This window comes from Pseudodesulfovibrio aespoeensis Aspo-2, assembly GCF_000176915.2.
Classification (GTDB): Bacteria; Desulfobacterota; Desulfovibrionia; order Desulfovibrionales; family Desulfovibrionaceae; genus Pseudodesulfovibrio; species Pseudodesulfovibrio aespoeensis.
In genome coordinates this window covers 2,365,883-2,385,191 of sequence record NC_014844.1, presented here as the reverse complement: position 1 = coordinate 2,385,191, position 19,309 = coordinate 2,365,883, and the positions used below count along the sequence as shown (strand labels likewise).

Sequence of the window (19,309 nt, the reverse complement as noted above, 5' to 3'; positions counted from 1 at the left end):
GAGGGGGAGTCATGCCGCTTAAGGACTACACGGAGAACGTGGAGAGGGTGCAGAGGGCCTTGGGCAGGGGATTTGCCGAGGAGCCCTGGATTCTGAACATGCCGGGCCGGTCCATTGCCTGCAAGATCGACCACCTGCATTACCTGGCAGTCATGCCCGCCTTTGCCGAGCAGTTGGGGCGGCTGGCCGGGATGTTTCCCGATCAGGTCATCGAGAGCCTGATCCGGACCGGCAATTTCATCACCAAGGGGCCGGACCGTCAGCCGGCCATGCCCCTGACCGTGAGCTGGGGCGGTCGGCCCGTGACCATCCGGGCGGCCTTTGTGGACGCGGACTTCATCGACAGGGCGGTCAAGACCTACGGCAACCTTTCGACGCCGCTCAATCTTTCCGACCTCAGGATCAGTTCTGCCGACCGGGAGCGCGTGGAAGCGTTTTTTGCGGACAAGACCCCGCCCCAGGGTCTGGCGTATTACTAGACAAACGCTGGACCATGAAAAAGCCCTGTGCGCTCGATGCGCACAGGGCTTTTTCATGGTGTCTGTTTAGCTACGCCTCAACCAGCCGTTTGCGCAGCATGATGTCGAGGATGGTCCGGTCGGTCTGGATCATGCCGTCCACGGCCAGGGTGCCGATGTTGCGCATGGTGTCCTCGGAAGAGTCGCCGATGATGCCGTCGGTGGCGTGGACATTGACTCCGTGCAGGGCAAAGAGGGCGGCCTGAACCGCAGTGCCCGCCGCTGTGGAGAGCTTGAGGGCGCACCCGGCCTTGGCCCCGTCACAGATGATGCCCGCCAGGTCTTCGAGCAGGTTCTTGATGGCCCCGGCGATGTGGGTGGCGTCGCCGCCCAGCAGATAGGTGATGCCCGCCGTGGCCCCGGCGCCCGCCGCCACCGAGCAGCCGCAGATGGCCGAGAGCCTGCCCGTGTGCGCCTTCACAAAGGCGGTGACCATGTGCGACAGGGCGATGGCTTCGAGCACGGTCTTCTCGTCCGCGTCGTCGATGAAATCCTTGACCGCCCAGATGGGCAGGATGGCGGTCAGTCCGTGGTTGCCGGACCCGGCGGAGCTCATGGCCGGGAGCGGAACCCCGGACATGCGGGCATCCGCCGCGCTGGAGGCGAGGATGCGGGCGGCCAGGATCATGTCCTTCTTGATCAGCCGCTGGCGCACCAGCCGCTCCAGGGTCTTGCCCACGCCAAGCCCCAGGCCGAACTTGAGCCCCTGTTCGGCGAGCCGCATGTTCACGTCCACGCCTTCGCGCAGGAAGGCGAAATCCGCCTCGTCCAGGCCGTCGGTCAGGGCCATGATCTCGTTCAGCGAGAGCCCCTTGAGCCATTCCTCCATCTCCATGAGCTTGGCGTGGCTGTCCTCGCCGTGCTCCTTGAGCAGCGGGCTGACCACGGTCTGGCCGTTGAGGGTCAGGGTGGTGATGTTGTCGTGCAACCCCTCGATGATGCTCTCGGCCACGTCGTCGCCGCGCCGGATGACGTTCCTGACGTAGAGGCCGTGCCTGTCCTTGAGCAGCGATACCGTGATCCTGCCTGCGGCCAGGGCCGCTTTGGCCGCAGCCACATGGGGTTCGGCGATGGGGCGTAGCACTTCAAGCCGCAGGGAGGGATCGCCGCCTGCCGCGCCCAGAGCTGCGGCCATGTCCAGGCCGGACAGCCCGCCTGTGCCGGGGATGGAGACGGCCAGGCCGTTTTTGTAGACGTTGGGATCAAGAAAAAGCTCGATGGAATCGTATCCGTCTCCGGGCAGTGCGGACATGGCCGCCGCCGCGCCCAGAGCGATGGCAACCGGCTCGGTGCAGCCCAGGGCCGGGGCCACCTGCAACGTGAGGATCTCCTTGACCGTGAACGACATGCTAATTGCTCCTGGCAGTGCTTTTGGGACAGTTGTCGCTCAGATAGCACACCTCGCAGCCGCCCGTATAGGGGAGCGGGGTGAGCACCGCGTATTTCCGGTTGATGGTCCCTTCCTGGTTCCAGGTCAGTCCAAGCTCCTCAAAGACGCCGAGCACACCCTCGCCCGGTCTGGGCAGGGGGGCGCACTTGCCGTCGGCGAGCTCGGGCACGAAACCCTGCGTCGCGCTCATGACCATGGTGATGGCCAGGGCGTGGAAGAGCAGGCCGTGGGTGGGCGAGTCCTGCCAGATGCCTTCGATGGTGTCCTCTGCCGCCTGGTCGAGGTAGATGAGCAGAAAACTCCCCTCGCCCCCGGTGTTGGCGAGCTTGTAGGCCTTGAGGCTTTCGGCGGCCCAAGTGTCCCAGAAGGGCTGGAATTCCTGCATCAGGTCGTGGTCCACGCGGGTTTCGCCTGCGATTTCCATGAAATACATGATGTCGAATTCGGGCTGGGGTGTCAGCGGGGTGATATCGTACCTGGGCATGGATGGTCTCTCCTGAAAGTGGTGTCCAAAGGAATCTGTGGATACCTGTTTTCCGCATGGGCCTCAAGTGTTGCGAGCCGCTTGCCTTCATTGTGTCGCCTGCCCCGTCGTGGCAGGAGCGTTGGGCTGTTCCCCGGCGTTGTGGTGGGGACGGTAATGTGCTACATGCCTCACGGCGGTCGCGCCTGCGCCTAAAGAAGTCAAGGAACAAGCCCATGAACGAGATCAGGATATCAGTCACGTTGTCTCTGGACGAGATCAACCCCGAAGAGGCGTATATCGACTTCAACCTGTCGGTGGACGGTCAGTTCTTGCATGATTCGAACGTGTATGTGGACCCGGTGGATCTGGTCACGTCCTCGACCATGTCTGGCGAGTTCTTCATCTTTACCTGCGATTGCGGCGACCCATCCTGTCTTGGCATCGACGACGGGGTCATGGTTGCCCACACCCCGGACACGGTCAAGTGGCGGCTGCGCAACCCCATCTCCTGGCCGCCGGACGATCCCGCTCCGGAGTGGGCGCACGAGGCGGAGTTCACTTTCTCAAGCGAGCAGTATGTCCAGCAGATCGCCATGGCCCTTGATCACGCCAAGCGGCTGATGCGCGGCTTTACCGTCACCGGCTCCCTCTGGGTCGGCCCTGACCTTTCCGTCGAGGGGCTCATGGCCCTGGAGATGCCCAGGCACGGCGGTTTCTATTCTTCCGATTCCGACGAGCAGGTGGTCCACTAGGGCGACCGGCTGCCCGCTGTCCTTACGACCCGCATTCCAGGCCTGATTGAATTCGCGTGGCAAGAAACCTTTGTCACTCGGTCGTTCCGGTTGCCTTCGACGCTCAGTCAGGCTTCGTCTCAATCCATCGGAACCTTGACCACCACCTTGTGGATGTCGCCGCCCGAGAGCATGGGCATGTGCGCGTCCTCGGGAAAGTGGACGGCGATCATGCCGGGCGAGAGCGTGGTCCAGGCCACGGGCTTGTCGGGGTAGAAGGTCACGTCAGCGCACGGGTCCGGGGCCTCGGTGGCCGGGCCGAGGTCGGCGCGCGCCTTCCAGCCGATGGTCTCGCTGCCGCTCAGGATATAGTGAATGTCGATGTAGCGGTCATGGGTCTCGATGAGCGCGCCCATGGGGGCGCGGCCCGGACCTTTGGCCACTATGGCATAGAGGGGGCCGTCGATCTCGACCCGTCCCACGGGCAGATCGTCCAGGCCGTTGCGGCGCAGAAAGGCGAAGGCGGCCCGTAAGCGGGTGTTCAGGTCGGCGTAGCGGTCGGCGTTGTCCAGTCTGTCCAGGATCATGGGGAGCCTCTATTGATTGGGGTTTGGCGTTGGCCGATTCAACCATATCCCGGTCCTGATGGGAACAGTTTTGCGTGTGCCGATCCACCCCTGCCGATCCATGACCGCGAGGCAAAGAAGGCTGGACCTTCGGCCCGCACCACCGTATTTTGTCTCTAGGTTGAACCGAAACGACACAGGAGAAATGTTTGAATGAAGAAGAACGTCTTGATCACCGGCGGCAACAAGGGCATAGGCCTTGAGGCGAGCCGACTGTTCATCGAACGCGGATATCATGTCTATGCCGTGGCCCGGGATTTTTCCGGTTTCGAGCTGGCCGGATCGGATTCTGTCACCGCCGTGAAGTACGACCTGACCGACCTGGAAGGCATCCCGGCTCTGGTGGCCGGGCTCGGCCCGGTGGACGTGCTGGTCAACAACGCGGGCGTCATGTACGCGCTGCCCTACGACAACTATCCCGCCAACAAGGTGGACGCCATCCTGCGCCTCAACCTCCAGGCTCCGGTGGCCCTTATCCGCGAGGTCTCCATGCACATGGTGGCCCAGGGGAGCGGGCGCATTGTCAACAACGCCTCCATAGCCGGGCAGATCGGCCATCCCGATGTCTGGTACGGCGTGACCAAGGCCGGGCTGATCAACCTGACCAAGAGCTTTGCCAAGCTGCTGGGCCCAAGCGGCGTGGTGGTCAATGCCGTGGCCCCCGGCCCGGCTGAGACCGACATGCTCCACGTCATCCCGGATGCCCGGAAAAAGGCGATCCTCCAGGCCGTGTACACGAGCCGCTTCGCCCGCGCCCGCGAGGTGGCCGAGGCCATCCTCTGGCTGGGCGCGGACTGCCCGGAATATATCAACGGCACCTGCATCGACATCAACAACGGGGCGTTCCCCAGATAACGGAACCCTGGCGCACGAGAAAGGGGAAGGCCGCATCGGCCTTCCCCTTTTTGTTGTTTCAATGCCAGGTGTAGGCCGCTATTCCACCGGGGTCCGCTCGGCCCGGAGCGCCGCGAGCAGCGATTCGTCCAGGGAAGGATGGGGGAACATGACCGAGTGCAGGTCGTGGCCGGTCCAGCCCTGGGCCACGATCATGGTGGCCGGGGTGGTCAGGCGCGAGACATCATGGCCCACGGCGGTGACGCCCGCCACGCGGCCATCGGCCCAGACGACCTTGACGAATCCCTGGGTGGAGGCGTGGGCCTGGGCCATGGGGTTGGCCGCCAGCTGGGCGCGGGAGACCTCGCACCGCTCTGGGGACAGGAATATCTCATTCTCCATGCGGCCCACGCGCATGACCTCGGGCGCGCCGTAGAGCACGCTGGGCACCGGGCCGGACTCGTAGGGGCCGTCCGTTTTCCCGGCCACGGCGGCGGCCAGGTGATGGCCCTGGTGCGCCGCGGCATGGGCCAGTTGGATGAGGCCGTTGACATCGCCCACGGCATAGATGTTGGGCGCGGCCTGGAGGTTTTCGTCCACCTCGATGCGGCGCATGGCCACCTCGATGCCGACCGTGTCCAGGCCGAGGCCCTCGGTCACCGGGCCGCGTCCCACGGCCACCAGGATCTTGTCCGCCGTGAGCTTTTCGCCGCTGTCCATGGTCAATACGCCCTTGCCGTCCACGGTCCTGAGGCCCGCAACGCGCTTGGCGAGCTGCACGTCCCATTTCCACCGCTTGAAGATGGACAGGAGCGCCTTGGACACTTCGGGGTCCTCCAGCGGGGCCACCCGGTCCATGGCGTCAACAACCGTGACCTGCGCGCCGAAACGGTGGGCCACCTGGGCCATCTCCAGGCCGATGAAGCCCGCACCGACCACGATGAGCGAGGCGGGCATGGTCTCCATGGCCAGGAACATGTCCGAGTCGAGCACGCAGTCGCCGTCCGGCTCCAGACCGGGGAAGTAGATCGGTTTGGACCCGGTGGCAATGACGAGGTTGGCGTATTTCAGGGTCTTGATGCCGTCTGCGGCCTCGACCTCCACTGTGCCCTCGCCGGCCAGTCTGCCGAACCCCTCGAACAGGTCCACGCCGAGCTTTTCAAGCTGCATGGCCATGGCCTTGCGGGTGCCTGCCAGATGCTTGGCCACTCGGGCCTGGAGCGCGGCAAAGTCCACGACCACCTCGCCCGAGGCGATCTTCAGTTTCGACTGGTTGTGCAGCTCGTCGATGGCCGATGTCGCGCCCAGCCACAGCTTGGTGGGGATGCAGCCCCGGTTGAGGCAGGTGCCGCCCAGGGAGCGTTTTTCCACCAGGGCGACCTTGAGGCCGTATCCGGCTGCCGCGGTCGCGGCGTCGAATCCGCCGGGGCCAGCGCCCAGGACTATGAGATCATAGGTCATCGGTCAGCTCCATGGCGCGGGCGGCCCTGGTCTCGTCCAGCCGGGTCACGGGCAGGGTGAGCGGGGCGGCCTGCACGGCAGCGGGATCGGTGATGGCCAGCTCCGCGATCTCGATGAGATCGTCGATGAACTGGTCCAGGGTCTCCTTGTTCTCGGTCTCGGTGGGTTCGATCATGATCGATTCCGGCACGATGAGCGGGAAGTAGACCGTGGGCGCGTGGTAGCCCTTGTCCAGCAGCGCCTTGGCGAAATCCAGGGCGTGGACGCCGTTTTTGGCCTGCTCCGCCGCGCTGGCCACGAATTCGTGCATGCAGATCCGGTTGAAGGGGATTTCAAAGTGGTTTTCCAGCCGCTTGCGCATGTAGTTGGCGCTCAGCACAGCGTTCTCCGTGGCCCGGATAAGCCCGGCGCGGCCCAGGCGCAGGATGTAGGCATACGCCTTGAGCACCACGCCGAAGTTGCCGTAAAACGGGGCCACGTAGCCAATGGATTTGGGGTGGTCGTAGCCGAGGAAGAACTGGCCGTCCTCAAGCTTGGCCACGCGGGAGATGGGCAGGAAGGGCTCAAGCTTCTCGCTCACGCCCACCGGGCCGGAGCCGGGGCCGCCGCCGCCATGCGGGGTGGCAAAGGTCTTGTGCAGGTTGAGGTGGACGATGTCGAAACCCACGTCGCCCACGCGCATCTTGCCCATGACCGCATTGAGGTTGGCGCCGTCGTAGTAGAGCAGGGCGTCCACCTTGCGCAGCAGCCGGACGATCTCTGGCAGATTCTTTTCGAACAGTCCCAGGGTGTTGGGGCAGGTCATCATCATGCCCGCCACCTCGTCGTCCAGCACCTCGGCCAGGGCCGCCGGGTCCACGATGCCGTCCACGGACGCGACCGAGATCACGGTGTAGCCCGCGATGGCCGCGGATGCCGGGTTGGTGCCGTGGGCCGAGTCGGGCACGATGATCTTGGTCTTTTTGTTGCCACGGTCCCTGTGATAGGCGGCCATGAGCATGACGCCGGTCAGCTCGCCGTGCGCTCCGGCCATGGGGTGCAGGGTGAAGGCGTGCATGCCGGTGATTTCGCAGAGCAGGTTCTCGGTCTCGTACATGACCTCAAGGGCGCCCTGGCACAGGCCGCCCGCGCCCTGGAGCTGTGGCAGGACCGGGTGCAGCCGGGTGAAGCCGGGCATGGCGGCCACGATCTCGGTGAACTTGGGGTTGTACTTCATGGTGCACGACCCCAGCGGGTAGAAATTGCCGTCCACGCCGTAGTTGCGCTGGGAGAGCTTGGTGAAGTGGCGCACCACGTCAAGCTCCGAGGCAGAGGGCAGCCCTATGTCGCCCTGGCGCAGCAGTTCGGACGGGATGTAGGCCTCCTCGGCCATGCCTTCGCAGGGCCAGCATCCTTCGCGTCCGGCCACGGATTTTTCGAATATGGTCTTCATCTCAGCGCCCCCTTGAGCATCTCCGCGAAGATGCCGATCTGCTCCTCGCTGGTCTTTTCGGTGCAGGCCACGAGCAGGCCGTTCTCAAGCCCTTCGTAGTACCGGCCCAGCGGGAAGCCGGGCACAAACCCCCGGCCCGTGAGCACCGCGATGATTTCAAAGGCGTTGACCGGCAGGGTCACGGCGAACTCGTTGCCAAACGGTCCCTTGGTCAGCATCTTCACGCCGGGGATGGCGGTCAGCCGCTCGGCGCAGAGGTGGGCGCGCTCCACCGAGAGCCGGGCCGCGCGCTTGAGGCCCAGCTCGCCCAGGGCGCACATGTGGACCAGGGCGCGCAGGGCGCACAGGGACTGGTTGGAGCAGATGTTGGAGGTCGCCTTCTGGCGGCGGATGTGCTGCTCGCGGGCTTGCAGGGTCAGCACGTAGCCGGTGCGGCCCTGGCTGTCCACGGTGCGGCCCACGATGCGGCCCGGCATCTGGCGGATCATGTCCTTGGTGCAGGTCATGATGCCGAGGTACGGCCCGCCGAAGGAGAGGGGCAGGCCCAGGGACTGGCCCTCGGCCACGGCCACGTCCGCGCCCATGGCACCGGGGGTCTTGAGCAGGGTCTGGAGCACCGGGTAGGCCGAGATGACCGACACGGCCTTCTTGGCCCTGGCCGCGGCGAAGAGGTCGGTGAAGTCGTTGATGGAGCCGAAGAAATTGGGGTTCTGGACCAGCACGGCGGCGGTGTCGTCGTCGATGGCGTTTCTGAGGCCGTCCACGTCTGTCTGGCCGTCCTTGTGGGGCACGGTGACGAACTGGAGATCCAGGTTCGAGGTGTAGGAGCCGAGCATGACCCGGTAGATGGGGTTGAGGGCCTCGGAGACGATGATCTTGCGCCGCCGGGTCTTGCGCACGGCCATCATCAGCGCCTCGTAGAGGGCTGTGCCGCCGTCGTAGACCGAGGCGTTGGCGCACTCCATGCCCAGCAGCCGGGTCACGGCTGTCTGGTACTCGAAGATGGCCTGGAGCGTGCCCTGGGAGGCTTCGGGCTGGTAGGGCGTGTAGGCGGTGTAGAACTCGCCGCGCATGGTCAGGGCGTCCACCGCAGCCGGGATGTAGTGGTCGTAGAAGCCCGCTCCCAGGAAGCTCGTCCGGTCAATGGCGTTCTTTCCGGCCATGGCTTCGAGCCGGGAGAGCACTTCCATTTCGCTCAATCCTTCTGGAATGTTGAAGCTCCTGGGGCGCATCTCGTCCGTGATCTCGGCAAAGAGATCGCCGATGGAGGCCACCCCGATGGTGGCGAGCATTTCCCGGACCTCGGCATCGGTATGGGGAACATAAGGCATAAAACACCTGCTGCTGGGTAGTTGTGGAAGAAAAACGGGCCGGGACGCAACCGCCCCGGCCCCGGAAAAAACCGTGCTAGTGGCTCTCGGCTTCGACCACTGCGGCGTAGCCGTCGGCGTCGAGCAGCCCTTCGGGCGCGCCCTTGATGCGGAACTTGAGCATCCAACCGCCGCCGTAGGGCTCCTCGTTGACCTTTTCAGGGGCGTCGGCCAAAGCCTCGTTGACCTCAATGACCTCGCCGGAAACCGGGGAGTATATCTCGCTCGCCGCCTTGACGGATTCGACCGAGCCCATCTCGGCTCCGGCCTCGAAGGTGTCGCCCACTTCGGGCAGCTCGACAAAGGTGAGGTCTCCCAGCTGCTCCTGGGCGAACTGGGTGATGCCGACCGTGGCGATGTCGCCCTTGATCAGGCACCATTCGTGGGATTTGGCGTAGAGAAGATCATCAGGAATCATATCGGTTCGTCTCCTTTGATGGGGGAAAATTTCAATGCAACACATGCGATCACGGCAACATATCACGGTACAATTGCGTTGAAAACAGTAAAAAAATTGACGGTTTTCCAGCAGTTGGGGGCAATGGCCGAAGTATTGTCACCGATCGCCAAAAACCTGACGTGGCCGGAACGGAAAGGGCGTCTTGTCCGGGTGTTGGCATACTCATGACCCATTGTTGCTGCGGATGGTGGTACCAACCTCGTTGACCATGGCACGATGCGCGTGTAGGCTGACCAATACGTATGATCAGCAAGACGATTTCACCCCAGCCCGGAGGGGCCGGGCCGACCGGCTCGCAGGTCAGTGTGGCTGTCGGCGGGCGCACCTGGCTCCTCGACCGCGAGGCCGACATGGAGGCGCTCTGGGAGAGCATGGGCGAGGGCGACCTGGGCGAGGACGAGCGGCTGCCCTACTGGGCCGAGGTCTGGCCCGCCAGCGTCCTGCTGGGGCGGCACATCCTGCGCAATGCCGACATGGTTCGCGGCAGGCCGTGCCTTGATCTGGGCTGCGGCCTGGGGCTGACCGGGATCATCGCCAGCCACGCCGGGGCGCGGGTGGTCGCCTTTGACTACGAGTGGCCCGCTGTCCGGTTCGCCCGGCACAACGCGGCGCTCAACAACGTTCCCCAGCCCCTGTGGGCGCTCATGGACTGGCGATATCCGGCCCTGCGCGCCCAGGCCTTCGACTTCATCTGGGGCGGCGACGTGCTCTATGAAAAACGGTTTTTCGATCCGCTGATCCGTTTGTTCCGCCACGCCCTTGCGCCGGGTGGAAAAATCTGGATCGGCGAGCCGGTGCGCACGGTCTCCCGGCCTGTTTGGGACGAACTCCGCGTCGAGGGGTTTGCGCCGGAGAAGCTGACGGTGGAGAAGGTGGCCCTGTGCGGCCAGAACGCCACGGTGAATTTGTGGGAAATCACCATTCCCTGAACGCAACATGACCGGAGGGAGCCATGGGCAAGACCATTCGTTTCGGAGTGTCTCTCGACTCGGAACTGCTTGAGAAATTCGACCAGCATTGCGAGGAGCGCAGCTACCAGACCCGCTCAGAGGCCATCCGCGACCTGATCCGCAACACCCTGGTGCAGCGCGAGTGGGAGCAGGCCGCGGGCGATCTGGCCGGGACGCTGACCCTGGTCTACGACCACCACAAGTCAGGCCTGTCGCAGAAATTGACCGAGATCCAGCACGACCACCACGACGTCATCCAATCGTCCCTGCATGTGCACCTGGACCACCACAACTGCCTTGAGGTGATCATCCTCAAGGGTGACGCCGAGGCCATCAAGGCCCTGGGGCAGCAGCTCATCTCGACCAAGGGTGTCAAGCACGGCAATCTGGCCCTGACCACCACGGGCAAGGACCTGATCTAGAACCTGATCCGGCCCGGCCCGCCCAGGCGGACCCGGCTTCACCCCCTCCCGGCGCGCCGTGCGGTCCGGGCGCGTTTGGCGTCCACGGCCCTGGGAGACAACGGAAAGCGACATGGAAGACGTACAAAAACAACAGGCGGACATCGCCATGCCCATCGACCGCGTGGGCGTCAAGGGGCTGCGGCTGCCCATCATCGTCCGCGACCGGGAGTCGGGCATCCAGCACACGGTGGCCGAGGTCTCGCTGTCCGTGGACCTGCCCGCCGAGTTCAAGGGCACCCACATGAGCCGTTTTGTTGAGGCCCTGGAGCACTGGTCGGGCGAGCTCGACTACAACACCTTTCTGACCTTGCTTGAGGATATCGTGGTCCGGCTCCAGGCCAGGAGCGCGCACGTGCGCTTCGTGTTCCCGTTCTTCCTGCGGCGCAATTCGCCCGTGAGCGGGGCCAACGGGATGATGGACTACACCTGCCGGGTGGACGGCGAGTTCAGGGATGGCACCCTGACCTTCACCCTGGGCGCGGACGTGCCGGTCATGACCGTGTGTCCCTGCTCCAAGGCCATCTCGGACGAGGGCGCGCATTCGCAGCGGGCCGAGGTCCGCATCCGCACCCGGTTCACCGGCTTCCTCTGGCTTGAGGATCTCATCGAGATCGGCGAGCAGGCCGGGTCGTGCCAGGTCTATTCGCTGCTCAAGCGCGAGGACGAGAAATACGTCACCGAGCGCGCCTTTGCCAATCCCGCCTTTGTGGAGGACGTGGTCCGCGCCGCGGCCCACGGCCTGGACAAGCACCCCAAGATCCACTGGTATCGCGTCGAGGTGGAGAGCTTCGAATCCATCCACAACCACTCCGCCTTCGCGGTCATTGAAAGCCGGGAGTGACCCGGTGTATGGGCTGTAGAACAAACCCTGCAATGAAGGAGACGACCATGAAACGTTGTGCGCTGCTTGCCCTGGTTCTCTTGACCTGCGTCCTTGCCCTGGGAGCGACAGATGCCCGGGCCGATTCGGCCAAGCCCTTTCAGGTTCACTTCACCGTGGTCCCGGCCACCATGCCCGACGGCTCGGACGCCGGTCCCGCCCTGGAGCAGTTCAAGGCCGAGGTCATCAAGCTGGCCGGGGGCTTCACCGAGCTTGGCCCCTCGCACGGCGGCTCCCTGCGCCCGGACGGCATGCACCAGAGCAACAACATCGCCTTTCTCATCGGCGCGGACAAGGATCTGAGCGCGGAACTCAAGGCGTTGACCCTCCGGCTTTTCGGCGAGACAAATGTCTTCATCCTCGTCTGGCCCGGTACAGTCACTTTTTAGCGGCTTGCGTCCCATATAGGGACAGGGTATGATTATTGTGCTGCTTCCCCCGAAACCGGGAGGGGTCTCGAATTATGTCCGACACGAATCTATCCGCACTTTCCGCGCTGTCCACGGTCCAGCAGGTCTCGGCCAACAACATCGCCAATGTGAACACCGACGGCTTCAGCGCCAGCTCGGTGACGCTCGAATCCGGCCCGGCGGACCAGGGTGTGCGCGTGGGTTCCATCCGCGAAAGCTCTGTGCCCGGCCCGAACATAGGCGGGGTGGAGGGGTCCAATACCGACATCGGCACCGAGATGGTGGGCATGATCCGCACCGGCCACGCCTTTTCGGCCAATGTGGCGGCGGTGCGCGCCTCCGAGGACATGACCGGCCACCTGCTGAACATGATCGCCTGATTCGTCGGCTTGACAGCTCCGCCATTCGCAACTTACGGTCGATAATGGCCCGTCTGCGCGCGCCCTGATTTTTGTGGTGGCGCGGCACGGGCCATGTTTGCGCGCAACACGAGAGGAGGGACATGAACAAGACCGTGAAGACCGAGTATGATGTCATCATCGTCGGCGGCGGCCCGGCAGGGCTTTTCGCCGCCTATTACCTGGGCGAGCATGGCGACCTCGACGTGCTCGTCATCGAGAAGGGCAAGCGCTCGCTGGCCCGCAACTGTCCCATCTCCGGGGACCAGGAGTGCATCAAGTGCCGCCCCTGCAACATCCTGAGCGGCATTGGCGGGGCCGGGCTCTTTTCCGACGGCAAGCTCAACTTCATTCACACCCTGGGCAAGACCGACCTGACCCAGTTCATGGGCGTGTCCGAGGCCAGGGCGCTCATCGACGAGACCGAGGCCATCTTCAACCGCTTCGGCATGGACGGCAAGGTGTTCCCCACCGACATGGCCAAGGCCGAGGATATCCGAAAGCAGGCCCGCAGGGTGGGCATCGACCTGCTGGTCATCAAGCAGAAGCACCTGGGCAGCGACAATCTGCCCGGCCATATCACGGCCATGGCCGACTACATCCAGGACAAGGGCGTCGCCTTCCATACCTCCGAGACCGTCAAGGACGTGGTGGTGGACAAGGGGCGCGTCACTGGCGTGGTCACCAACCGGCAGGAGTACACGGCCAAAAACGTCATCCTGGCTCCGGGCCGGGTCGGGGCCGAGTGGGTGGGGAGTCTGGTCCGCAAGCACGGCATCGAGGTCTCGCAGCGCGGCATCGAGGTGGGTGTGCGCGTGGAGGTCCACAACGAGATCATGCAGGACATCTGCTCCATCATCTACGACCCGACATTCTTTGTACGCACCACCAAGTACGATGATCTGACGCGTACCTTCTGCACCAACTACGGCGGGTTCGTGGCCCTGGAGAACTACCAGGATTTCGTCTGCGTCAACGGGCACGCGCTCATGAACACCAAGTCCGACAACACCAACTTCGCCTTTCTCTCCAAGGTGGTGCTCAACGACCCGGTGGAGGACAACCAGGCCTACGGCGAGGCCATCGGGCGGCTGGCCACCCTGATCGGCGGGGGCAAGCCCATCCTGCAACGGTACGGCGATCTGCGCCGGGGCCGCCGCTCCACCTGGGATCGCATCCGCCACAGCTACATCGAGCCGACCATGAAGAACGCCATCCCTGGCGACATCGCCATGGCCCTGCCCGAGCGCATCCTGACCAACCTCATGGACGGTCTGGAAAAACTCAACAACGTGGTGCCCGGCGTATCCAACGACGAGACCCTGCTCTATGCGCCAGAGATCAAGTTCTTCGCCACCCAGGTGGAGACGCGTGCGCACCTGGAAACCGCCGTGGACGGCCTGTTCGTGGCCGGTGACGGCCCCGGCGTGGCGGGCAACATCGTGGGCGCGGCGGCCACGGCCCTGGTCCCGGCCAAGGAGATCCTGCGCCGCCGATGATGGTATTATTTCCGGGATAAGTGCCACAATGATTCAGCCCGGCTTTGTCCGGGCTTTCCATTTTATTTTGTTTGCGGTATCGTTTTATCCTTGAGAGTAATTCTGTCCACGGGGAACACATGCCGATGTCCTTCCGCCTGATGCTGGGTCTGTTTTTGTGTCTGTGCCTGACGCTTGCGCCAGTGGCAGACATCGGCGCAGGCGACGGCGGGCAGGTCAGGCTTCTGGTCTGCCATCTGGAGTTTCCGCCCTATTATTTCACCAACAGCCTCGGTGAGCCGGACGGTTTCCTGCTGCGCAAGACCGATGCCGTCCTGCGCGCGGCAGGCATTGAGCCGGTCTACCAATCCATGCCCGCCAAACGGATACTGGAGCTCCTCCACTCCAAGGATCCGGTCTGCTCCATCGGCTGGTTCAAGACCCCGCATCGTGAGTCTTTTGCCAAGTTTTCCAAGCCTATATACAGAAATCAGCCGTTGTGTGCGCTCGCGCTCAAGGAGAACGTGTTCAAGCTGGAGGGCAGGGATTCCCTGGCTCAGATCCTGGCCGACGAAACCATTGTTTTGGGCGTGCTGGAGGGGTACTCACTGGGCGCGGACGTGGACGATCTCATCGCCAGGGCCAGGCCGGGCATGAAGCGGGTCAATGGCGATTATCCCCAACTGGTGCGCATGCTGGCCATGGAGCGTTTCACCTGCATCCTCGTGGCCCCCGAGGAGGTGGAGTCCCTGCTCCAGATGACCCGACTGGACAGAGATCTCTTCACATGCAAGGGGCTGGTCGATGTTCCGACTGGCAACGCCCGCCACCTGATGTACAGCATGGGCGTGCCCGACCGGATTGTCGCCCGCATTGACGAATTGCTTGCCGCGATGGACGAAAATCAGTGATGCCGACATGTTGCCTGACTCCGCGTCGGTGTTGGCCGTTTCGCGTCTCCCCAGGCTATCCCCGCATTTTTCTAGAGTTTTTCATAAATATGCTCATGACCCGTTGACACGCCGTCATTTTGTTGACAGGGATTATGCAGGTTCACGCAGACACCCTGTGTGAGTCCCCTTCCTTTGGCTGCATTTCCATGTGATTACGGAGGAGAAATGGCGCTCAACCTGGACGGCATCATCGGGGGCAGCCCGGTCCTGGCCGAAGTCTTCAGAGTTCTCGCAAAGGTCGCGCCCACAGACAGCACCGTGCTCGTGACCGGCGAATCCGGGACAGGCAAGGAACTGCTGGTGCGCGCTTTGCACCGCAACAGCCCCCGGCGCGACAACGCCTTTGTCCCCATCAACTGCGGGGCCATCCCGAGGGAACTGCTGGAATCCGAGCTTTTCGGCCACGAGAAGGGTGCCTTCACCCACGCCATCCGCACCCGTCCGGGCCGGTTCGAGCTGGCAGACGGCGGCACCATCTTCCTCGACGAGATCGGCGAGATGGACCTGAGTCTCCAGGTCAAGATCCTGCGCGCCCTGCAGGAGAAAGAGATTGAGCGCGTGGGCGGCATCTGCATCAAGAAGGTCGATGTCCGCGTGGTGGCCGCCACCAACCGCGATCTGGAGGTTGAGGTCAAGGCCGGGCGGTTCCGCGAGGATCTGTTCTACCGGCTCAACGTCATCCCCCTGCATCTGCCCCCCCTGCGCGAGCGCGGCAGCGACGTTCTCATGCTGGCCGATCATTTTCTCTCCTGCCACTGCCGGACCAAGAGCCGCAAGCCCCTGACCCTCTCGGAGCGGGCCAGGGAGATGCTGTTGACCTATTCCTGGCCGGGCAATGTCCGCGAGCTTGAGAATTTCATGGAGCGGCTGGCCATCCTGTGCGACAGCGTCGAGGCGATGCCCGAAGATCTGCCCGAGAAGATATTCCACGACATAGGCGAGAAACCGCTGCGCCGGGAGGCCGATGTCGTGCCGCCGCGTCCGGCCGGGTTTGTCTGGCCCACCCTCAAGGACATGGAGGACAAGGGGCTCAAGCTCAAGGATTTCCTGGAGACCATCGAGGGGCGGCTCTTGGAAGAGGCGCTGGAGCAGTCCGACGGGGTCAAGAACAAGGCTGCGGAAATGGTCGGCATCAAGCGGACCACCCTTATCGAGAAGCTGAAGAAGCGCGAGTTGCTGTAACCTGCGGCGGAGGATGACCGGGTGCTCTGGCTGCCGGTAGCACGACAATTGCATAACTGCTCGGCGTGACTGTGAAAAGTGCCAAATCCACACTCTGGCCCGTTGTGCTGGCCCTGTCTGTCTGGTTGTGCCTGGTCGATCCGGCTGCTGCCCTGCGTGTGAATTTTGCCTCCCAGGGCGACTCTGATCGGATGACGTTTTCTTTTGATTCCAGCACATTGCCAGAGAATTCCGTGCGCCGGACCGGTGCTCGTGAGCTGCGCGTTTCCCTGCCAGCGTCCGTTTGGGACGCCGAGCCCAAGCCAGGGAGCAAGGATTTTCCCGGCAAGCTGGTCAAATCCATCGCCGTGGACGGCGATACCGTTGTGATCACCACCCAGACAGACGCCATCGGCTTCATCAGGCTGCCCACGCCGGGCAAGGCCGAGTTTGTCCTGCAAGTTTTTCGTGATCCCATCGGGGCGCGCTGGAAACCGAACGGGAGCAAACCCGCTGCGGCTGCGGTCCCTGCGCCTGCCGCGCCCACGGCTTCGCTGCCAGCGCCAGCGGCAATTCCGCAGGCGGCCCAGCCAAGAGGTCCGGAAGCATCCGAAACCGAAACCGACCTGCCGCCCGAATCGGCAGATGGTGGCGACCGCAAGCCGTTTTTCGCTGTTCCCTATACCGTTCGTACCGAAGTGGCCCCGCCCGGAGACGGAGGCGCCCAGCCAGGGGGTGAACAGGCCCTGCCCCAGGCGGTCGAGGCCCAGCCCGCGGCTGCCGTGTCCGATCCCCAGGCGCAGGGCGCGGCGGCTTTGCCACAGCCTGCGCCCCCCCCCCAGGATGGCCAGTACCCGGCATCGAGCGAGCTGCGTTTCAGGGCGGTCAACAAGACCGCTGAAGAGGTCAAGTTTGCCGAACTGGCCGGCCCCCAGGCCGGCGGGGCTGAGGTGGTGGAGGCTGTTCCCGTGTCTGTTGGCGACGGTTCGGCTGTGGGCGGGAGCGTTGCCCCGCCGCCCATGGATGGGCAAGGCCCACCGGTTGATGTCCCTGTTCAGGACGGGGAGGCTTTGCCTGTTCCGCCGTCCGACGGGCAGGTGGGCGGGAGCGTGGCTCCGCCTTCGGTGGTCCAGGGCGCGCCGCCGCCCAGGCTGAGCCCGGAGGAGGCGGCCCAGGTCCCGCCGATGGTCCAGGTCGAGCCGACTCCCCAGGCCGACCCCGTCCCTGCGGAAGTGCCGCCCTTTGAGCAACCCGAAACCGGCCAGAACGGGACCGGGCAGAACGGGACCGGGCAGGATGGGGTCGAAGATCCCCTTGATCCCGCCGTGGTTGCCAAGGCCAAGGAGCAGGAGCTGGCCGACAAGGTCTACGAGGCTCAGTCCCTGATGTTCAACGGCAAGCTGGACGAGGCCCTGCCGCTGTTCGAGGACATCCTCAGGATGCCCGAAGTGCCTCTTCACATCCGGGAGGAAACCCTCTACGCGGTGGCGGACATCAAGAAGCAGAAGTACGGCAACGATCTGGCCGGGAACTTCCGCGATATTTCCCAGGCGTTCATTGAGGCCATGAACATCAACCTGCGCTCCAACCGTGTGCCCAGCGCGCTGCTCAATCTCGGCCTGCTCAACCTCCAGGTGAACAACTTCCCGGAGGCCAAGGCGTATTTCAAGGTGCTCCAGGACAACTATCCTGACGACGATAACATCCCGTCCATCAGCTACTACTGGGGCGAATACTATTACAAGATGGGCGACTACCTGAAGGCAGCCGACCAGTTCCAGTATCTCATTCAGACCTATCCGGAGCACCAACTGGTCAAGGAGGCGGCCTACTATCTGGCCGACTCCCTGAACCGGACCGGGTTTGTGGAGCAGGCGTATCAGATCGTGGACTACATCGACAAGCGGTGGCCCGACTACTATATGGAAAATGCCGAGTTCCTGCGTCTGGCCGGCGGGGTGGAGATGGCCCTCGACAAGCTGCAGGAGGCCAAGAACCACTATTTCACCTACTACAACCTCAATCCGGACAGCGAGGGCGCGGACGTGGTCCTGGCCCGGATCGGCGACATCTACGTCCGCCAGGGGGAGAAGGGTGCGGCCAAGCAGATATACGAGCGGGCGGTGCTGGACTACCCGGACAAGGAGGGCGGCCTCATCGCCAGGATGCGGCTGGCCGAGGAGGGCATCTACGACGACCCGACCATGGGCGACATGGTCAGCGTCTTTGACCGCCCCTACAACCTGCGCCCGGAAATGATCTATCAGGAGATTGTCGAGCGGTATCCGGACAGCCCGCTGGCCCCCATCGCCCAGCTCAAGCTGGCCATGTGGCACGCCTTCAACAAGCAGTATCCCGAAGCCCTGGGCGCGGCCCAGGACCTCATCGAGAAGTATCCCGACAGTCCGCTGGTGCGCACGGCCCGGACCCTGGGCGACTCGGTCTTTGCCCTTGCCGTGCCCGGCATGGTGGCCGAGGAGCGCTTTGGCCGGGTCGTCCGCTACTGGGAGACCTACGACTTCATCGGCAAGGAAGACACCAAGGTTGACGATGCCATCATTACCCAGGTGGCGCTGAGCTACTGGAAGGTGGGCAAGCCGGAAAAGGCGCTGGAACTCATCAAGCCGTACCTCGGAAAGACCCAGATCCCCGGCGTCTCGGACGAGGCCCTGGGGTTGGCCGTGAACATCTACCTCGACCAATTGGCGTGGAAGGAGATCGCGGATCTGGTGGCCATGGCCAGGGCCAACTGGACCCTGCCGCCCGAGCGGCTGCGCCAGTTCGAATACGCCCAGGCCATGTCGCTGCAGAATCTCGGCAATGCCGACAAGGCGCTGGCCATGTGGGCCGATCTGGCCAAGGACGTGAAGGTGGACCCCGCCTTCCGGGCCTATGCCATGTACTACATGGCCAAGTCGGCCATGGACCAGCAGGACCTGCGCCGGGTGTTTGTCTACGCTCAGGAGGCGTTGTCCCTGCTCCTGCAGACCAAGGGCGACCCGGAGAAGATCAAGGACGCGGTGCTCATGTCCATCTACGCCACCGAGCGTTCTGGCCGTTATGAGGAAGCCCTCAAATGGGCCAGGGAGTATGACCGCTACATCGACGTGGACAACCCGGAATGGGCCTCGACCCGGTTCAAGCTGGCGCGCATCTACCGCAAGGCCGGGGCCATTGAGGAATGGAAGCAGCTGCTCGGCGACATCATCGAGAAGAAGCCCGACAGCCTTCAGGCCCAGCTTGCCAAGTCGGCCCTGGACACCTACGATCTGGAGCAGAAGGCCCAGCAGTACGCACCCGCCCCGCAGTAGCCGGGCAAGGGGGGAG

Annotated in this window: 19 protein-coding genes; 12 read left to right on the top strand and 7 right to left on the bottom strand. The window is 63.8% G+C overall.

Annotation, left to right across the window (positions count from 1 at the left end):
* The first annotated feature begins 11 nt into the window (after window positions 1-11).
* Complete coding sequence (locus DAES_RS10950; protein ID WP_013515089.1) at window positions 12-479, top strand: hypothetical protein; 468 nt, start codon at window positions 12-14, stop codon at window positions 477-479.
* Window positions 480-549: 70 nt separating this feature from the next.
* Here DAES_RS10950 and DAES_RS10945 read toward each other — a convergent pair whose 3' ends face one another.
* The gene (locus tag DAES_RS10945; protein WP_013515088.1) at window positions 550-1,866 is read right to left on the bottom strand and encodes an L-cysteine desulfidase family protein; all 1,317 of its coding nucleotides are present in this window, start codon (window positions 1,864-1,866) and stop codon (window positions 550-552) included.
* Between the two features lies 1 nt (window position 1,867).
* The gene (locus DAES_RS10940; protein WP_013515087.1) at window positions 1,868-2,392 is read right to left on the bottom strand and encodes a hypothetical protein; all 525 of its coding nucleotides are present in this window, start codon (window positions 2,390-2,392) and stop codon (window positions 1,868-1,870) included.
* Window positions 2,393-2,607: 215 nt separating this feature from the next.
* On the opposite strand from DAES_RS10940, the gene DAES_RS10935 reads away from it, so the two are divergent.
* Entirely contained in the window at window positions 2,608-3,126 is a 519-nt protein-coding gene (locus tag DAES_RS10935) for a hypothetical protein (RefSeq protein ID WP_013515086.1), read from the top strand.
* 119 nt (window positions 3,127-3,245) lie between these two features.
* On the opposite strand, the gene DAES_RS10930 is transcribed toward DAES_RS10935, so the two are convergent.
* The gene (locus tag DAES_RS10930; RefSeq protein ID WP_013515085.1) at window positions 3,246-3,692 is read right to left on the bottom strand and encodes a YhcH/YjgK/YiaL family protein; all 447 of its coding nucleotides are present in this window, start codon (window positions 3,690-3,692) and stop codon (window positions 3,246-3,248) included.
* 192 nt (window positions 3,693-3,884) lie between these two features.
* Between DAES_RS10930 and DAES_RS10925 the strand changes: the two genes are divergently transcribed.
* On the top strand, window positions 3,885-4,586 hold the full coding sequence (locus tag DAES_RS10925; RefSeq protein WP_013515084.1) for an SDR family NAD(P)-dependent oxidoreductase: 702 nt from the start codon (window positions 3,885-3,887) through the stop codon (window positions 4,584-4,586).
* A gap of 78 nt (window positions 4,587-4,664) precedes the next feature.
* Here the strand turns inward: DAES_RS10925 and DAES_RS10920 are convergent, their stop codons facing one another.
* The 4 genes from DAES_RS10920 to gcvH all read right to left on the bottom strand — a co-directional run bounded on the left by DAES_RS10920 (window position 4,665) and on the right by gcvH (window position 9,246).
* Window positions 4,665-6,026: a dihydrolipoyl dehydrogenase family protein gene (locus DAES_RS10920; protein ID WP_013515083.1), complete on the bottom strand. Its 1,362-nt coding sequence runs from the start codon at window positions 6,024-6,026 to the stop codon at window positions 4,665-4,667.
* Window positions 6,016-7,458: an aminomethyl-transferring glycine dehydrogenase subunit GcvPB gene (gcvPB, locus tag DAES_RS10915; RefSeq protein ID WP_013515082.1), complete on the bottom strand. Its 1,443-nt coding sequence runs from the start codon at window positions 7,456-7,458 to the stop codon at window positions 6,016-6,018. Before gcvPB ends, DAES_RS10920 begins: the two co-directional genes overlap by 11 nt.
* On the bottom strand, window positions 7,455-8,789 hold the full coding sequence (gene gcvPA / locus DAES_RS10910; protein ID WP_013515081.1) for an aminomethyl-transferring glycine dehydrogenase subunit GcvPA: 1,335 nt from the start codon (window positions 8,787-8,789) through the stop codon (window positions 7,455-7,457). Before gcvPA ends, gcvPB begins: the two co-directional genes overlap by 4 nt.
* Before the next feature lie 76 nt (window positions 8,790-8,865).
* Window positions 8,866-9,246 carry a glycine cleavage system protein GcvH gene (gene gcvH / locus DAES_RS10905; RefSeq protein WP_013515080.1) on the bottom strand — a complete coding sequence of 127 codons (381 nt, stop codon included), beginning with the start codon at window positions 9,244-9,246 and terminating at the stop codon, window positions 8,866-8,868.
* A 284-nt stretch (window positions 9,247-9,530) separates the two neighbouring features.
* Here gcvH and DAES_RS10900 point away from each other — a divergent pair, with 284 nt between their 5' ends.
* The 9 genes from DAES_RS10900 to DAES_RS10860 all read left to right on the top strand — a co-directional run bounded on the left by DAES_RS10900 (window position 9,531) and on the right by DAES_RS10860 (window position 19,293).
* Window positions 9,531-10,217, top strand: coding sequence for a class I SAM-dependent methyltransferase (locus DAES_RS10900; protein ID WP_013515079.1), 687 nt, complete (start codon window positions 9,531-9,533; stop codon window positions 10,215-10,217).
* 23 nt (window positions 10,218-10,240) lie between these two features.
* A complete protein-coding gene (gene nikR / locus DAES_RS10895; RefSeq protein WP_013515078.1) occupies window positions 10,241-10,660 on the top strand; it encodes a nickel-responsive transcriptional regulator NikR in 420 nt (139 codons plus the stop codon).
* Window positions 10,661-10,772: 112 nt separating this feature from the next.
* On the top strand, window positions 10,773-11,543 hold the full coding sequence (folE2, locus tag DAES_RS10890) for a GTP cyclohydrolase FolE2 (protein ID WP_013515077.1): 771 nt from the start codon (window positions 10,773-10,775) through the stop codon (window positions 11,541-11,543).
* A 47-nt stretch (window positions 11,544-11,590) separates the two neighbouring features.
* Complete coding sequence (locus tag DAES_RS16970; protein WP_013515076.1) at window positions 11,591-11,971, top strand: hypothetical protein; 381 nt, start codon at window positions 11,591-11,593, stop codon at window positions 11,969-11,971.
* A gap of 74 nt (window positions 11,972-12,045) precedes the next feature.
* Window positions 12,046-12,372 (top strand): flagellar basal body rod C-terminal domain-containing protein, encoded by a 327-nt coding sequence (locus DAES_RS10880; RefSeq protein ID WP_013515075.1) that lies wholly within the window; start codon window positions 12,046-12,048, stop codon window positions 12,370-12,372.
* A gap of 122 nt (window positions 12,373-12,494) precedes the next feature.
* Window positions 12,495-13,889 (top strand): NAD(P)/FAD-dependent oxidoreductase, encoded by a 1,395-nt coding sequence (locus tag DAES_RS10875; RefSeq protein ID WP_013515074.1) that lies wholly within the window; start codon window positions 12,495-12,497, stop codon window positions 13,887-13,889.
* Window positions 13,890-14,008: 119 nt separating this feature from the next.
* Complete coding sequence (locus DAES_RS10870; protein ID WP_041271418.1) at window positions 14,009-14,779, top strand: substrate-binding periplasmic protein; 771 nt, start codon at window positions 14,009-14,011, stop codon at window positions 14,777-14,779.
* A gap of 207 nt (window positions 14,780-14,986) precedes the next feature.
* Complete coding sequence (locus DAES_RS10865) at window positions 14,987-16,003, top strand: sigma-54 interaction domain-containing protein (RefSeq protein WP_013515072.1); 1,017 nt, start codon at window positions 14,987-14,989, stop codon at window positions 16,001-16,003.
* Between the two features lie 233 nt (window positions 16,004-16,236).
* Complete coding sequence (locus DAES_RS10860) at window positions 16,237-19,293, top strand: tetratricopeptide repeat protein (protein WP_236608403.1); 3,057 nt, start codon at window positions 16,237-16,239, stop codon at window positions 19,291-19,293.
* Window positions 19,294-19,309: the final 16 nt, after the last annotated feature.